The 4,500-nt window shown below is 46.8% G+C and carries 1 protein-coding gene; it reads left to right on the forward strand.

Translation table 11 applies throughout. The features are described from left to right. Window positions 1-56: 56 nt before the first annotated feature. The coding region (locus KVT36_RS31345; protein WP_254640279.1) for an AMP-binding protein at window positions 57-4,500 on the forward strand (4,444 nt) is incomplete at its 3' end.

Below are 4,500 nucleotides of genomic sequence, written 5' to 3' on the forward strand. Positions count from 1 at the left end.
TGTTCCAGGTGATGTTTATGTTGCAGAACAATGAATCTGCAGGTATAACGGAACATATGCTAGGCGAAGGATTATCGTTGCATGCGGAACCTGTTGAAAGCAGCAGTACAAAGTTCGATATGGTTGTTGCGCTCACCAGCTCTTCAGAAGGGCTTAATGTAGATATTACTTACAGCACCGATCTGTTTGAAGCGGGAACGGTCAGCCGGATGCTATCACACTACGAACAATTATTGCAGGCAGTAGTAAGCAACCCTGCATCAGCAATTCAAAAGCTGGAAATGCTTGGAGTAGCAGAGAAACAGCTGCTGCTGCAGGGCTTTAATGATACAAAAACCGCCTGGTCATCGGCTAAGCGCGTGATTGATCTGTTTGAAGAACAGGCGGCACGCACACCTGAACAAACAGCGATTATATGGCGCGATGAATCGTTTAGCTATAGTACATTGAATGCATGGGCTAACCGCCTGGCTCATTACCTGCAAAGTGAAGGAATAGGGGAAGGTTCCCTGGTGCCTGTGTGCGTGGAACGCAGCCCGGAAATGATCGTGGCTATTCTGTCCATATTAAAATCAGGCGCAGCATACGTGCCTGTTGATACACAGTATCCCGCCGAAAGGATCCGCCTGATCTTTGAAGATATTTCAGGCCCGGTAGCGCTGGTAAATGCGCATGATCATCTGCCTGATATAAAAGACCTGCCCACCCGTCTTATTTATATTAATCAATATCTGCAGTACCCTGCTGTGGATCCTGAAAGGATACCGTCCGGATCTTCCCTGATCAGTGTTATTTATACTTCCGGTTCATCAGGCACGCCTAAAGGAGTAAAAGTGCTGGACAGCGCTATGCAGAACCGTTTACAGTGGATGTGGACAAAATACCCGTTTGAGCCCGGAGAACGGTTTGCACTGAAAACTTCACTGGGATTTGCAGATCATATGTGGGAGTTATTTGGCCCCTTGCTCAAAGGGGTGCCGGCTGTATTATTCAATAATGATGACGTACTGGATATAGACGGCTTTTTACAGCAGCTGTCTGCCCACCGGATCACCCGGCTGGTACTGGTTCCGTCGTTATTGCGTTATATCCTGAACCGGGTGGAAGCCGGTGAGCTGGATCTCTCTGCTTTAAAATACTGGACCAGCAGCGGAGAGGAGCTGGCAAGCGACCTGGTAGAAGAATTTTACATGCACTTCTCTCCGGAAAACCATAAGCTGCTTAATATTTACGGCTCTACAGAAGTAACCGCAGATGTAACCTGTTATGATACTTCCCTCCCCCTGCTGAAAGAAACGAAAGGTATCGGTGAATCTGTTTTTGAAATATCCCTGAAAGGAGGCGTACAGGGGCTGATCAACGATTTCACCACCCGGCCGGAAATTACCCGTATTCAGGAAGAATGGTTATTGCCGGAAGAGTATTTTGATGTATCGATCTCAAAAACGGTTAAGCCTGAAGAATACATCAGCTTTATCAAAAATAACCTGCTGCCTCATGTTGTTAACGTTAACAACCCTAATTATATAGGACATATGACAGGGATGGTGCCGGAGTTTATTAAAGAGCTGTCGGCATTGATGATCGTATTAAATCAGAACCTGGTAAAAATTGAAACATCTTTTGCTGCCAGTTTTATTGAAAGGCAGGTTTTGGGTATTATTCATAAACAGATCTTCAGACTAAAGGATACTTTTTATGAAAAACATGTACAGAATGAAAGATCCTGCCTGGGAATTATTGCAAATGGAGGCACCCTCTCAAACATTACGGCTTTAAGTTATGCCCTGAATAAGGCTTTCCCGCCTGATGGCGATTTTAAAGGTATTACAGAGGAAGGATTACTGAGCAGCTTGCAGCATTATGGTTACAACAGCGTGGTAGTGATCGGTTCTGAATTAATGCACTATTCTATAGGCAAAGCGTTGAGAGTACTGGGATTGGGCAGATCCAACTGTATAACATTTGACTTTGATACAAACAATATAGAAGCAAGCCGGGAGGAGCTAACCAGGAAGATAAATGCTTTGCGCAAAGAAAATGTGCTGGTGCTTGCCATAATAGGAGTAGCAGGTACCACGGAAACAGGCCGGGTAGATCCATTGACGCACCTGGGTTCAATAGCGCAGCAGTTTGGCATTCACTATCATGTGGATGGCGCATTCGGAGGCTCGTATATTTTTTCCCAGAAATTAGCCAGGAAACTGAAAGGTATTGAATATGCAGATTCTGTAACGATATGCGGACATAAGCAGATGTTCTTGCCCCAGGGTGCCAGCATGTGTATATTCAAATCGCCTGAGCTGGCGGTTATTTCGCAGAACATGACCTTCTACCAGGCCAGGAAAGGTAGTTATGACCTGGGAAAATACACCATAGAAGGTTCCAGGTCATTTGTATCATTATTATTCCATGGCGTATTGAAAATACTGGGAGAGGAAAAGCTGGGAGGGTTGATTGAATCCAATTATGAGAAAACAAGATTATTCGCAGCACAGATAAAGGCCAATGAGCATTTTGAGCTATTTGAAGAACCTACGCTGAACATCATTATTTACCGCTATATACCGTCTTCCCTGCGGGAAAAGGCCAGGGACAGGATGCTTTCCATAGAGGATATGACATTGATCAATGCGCTCAACAGGCGTTTGCAGAAGTTACAATTCCTGAGAGGCCGGTCTTTTGTGTCGTTTACGGAGCTGCCTATGAAAGGTTATCCGGACAACAGGGTGGTTGTAATGAGGATCGTGGTCATGAATCCCTATACCAGCATTGAAATGTTCAATGACTTACTGGAAGAGCAGGTAACGATAGCGGATGAGATCATTGCAAAGAAGAATTTCTCTCCTTTTGATTTTAAGTTCTCAAGACTTAAAAGTGAAATGCCGGCTTTAAAAAGGCAAAGCATTCCTATTGGAAAGCCCATTGACAATGCCGGCATTTATATTGTTGATAACGCAGGAAACCTATGCCCGGTAGGCATACCGGGAGAGCTGTTGGTAGGAGGCTCACTGGTATCACCCGGATATTTCAATCGTCCGGAACTGAACAATGAAAAATTTATTCCGCATCCTTTCAGTGACGAGCCGGGCGCGATGCTTTTTAGAACAGGCGATCTTGCCCGCTGGCAGGAAGATGGTAACCTGGTGTACCTGGGCCGCAAAGACAACCAGGTGAAGCTGCGTGGTTTCCGTATTGAACCAGGGGAAATTGAGCAGGTGCTGGAAAAAGCAGAAAATGTGCGGCAGGCTGTAGTGGTTATGCAAGGTGAGGAAAGTAACCGGTATCTCGCAGCCTATGTAGTTTGTGAAGGGCCTTTTAACAAGCCTGCGCTACTCACCTATTTAATGTCCAGGCTGCCGGATTATATGGTTCCTTCCACGCTGACTGAGCTGGATGAGCTGCCACTGACACCCAATGGCAAAATAGACCGCCGGAGCTTGGCTGCACAGGATAGCACCGTTGCCGGAAACAGTTACGAAGCACCTCAAAGCAGCATGGAATACCGGCTGGTGGATATATGGCAGCAATTGCTGAAAAAAGAGCGTATAGGCGTCACCGATAACTTCTTTGAGCTGGGAGGTCATTCTCTGCTGGCAACACGGGTGGTATCCAGGATCCGCCATGATCTTGACCGGGTGATTGCCATCCGGGATATCTTCACTTATCCCACGGTCCGCAGCTTAGCCGGGCAGCTGCATATGAATGCAGATGAGGTATTACAGCCCGGTATTATTGCAGGCGCACGTCCTGAGCGTATTCCTTTATCCTTTTCACAGGAACGGCTTTGGTTCATAGACCAGCTGCAGGGCAGCCAGGAGTATCATATTCCGGGCGTGTTCAGGTTAATCGGAGCGGTGAATGTAGATGCCTTGCGTTATGGCCTGCAACAGGTGATCAACCGTCATGAGGTATTACGTAGTGTGTTAAAAAGTGAGCATGATCAGGTTTGGCAGCAGGTGTTGCCGGAAGATCAATGGGAGCTGGTGTATCATAAGGAAGCAATGCCGTTGTCGGATATTAGGGATCAGATCCGGGAGGTGGTGGCTCTGCCTTTTGATCTTGGATGTGATCATATGCTGAGGGCTCATCTCTTTAAGGTTACGGCTGAAGATCATCTGCTGGTGATCGTGTTACATCACATCGCATCTGATGGCTGGTCACTGCCTATCCTTGTGAAGGAATTTATATCTTTTTATCAGCAAGCCATCACCGGCATAAGCCCTTCCTTGCCGGCATTGCCGGCTCAATATGCTGATTATGCGATATGGCAGCACCGGAATCTGTCAGGCCCTCATCTTGATATGCAGCTGGCTTACTGGCAAAACCGTTTGAATAATTCCCAGCCACTTGAGCTTCCTGCAGATCATGTACGTCCGGCCCGTCATAGTGGACGGGGCGGCACCATGCAATATGTATTGCCGGCTGCTTTACAGTCATCGCTGGAGCAGCTTTCCCGCCAGGAAGGCGTAACCATGTTCATGACCTTACTATCCGTAT

It is taken from the genome of Chitinophaga sp. GbtcB8 (assembly GCF_019091455.1).
Taxonomy (GTDB): Bacteria; Bacteroidota; Bacteroidia; order Chitinophagales; family Chitinophagaceae; genus Chitinophaga.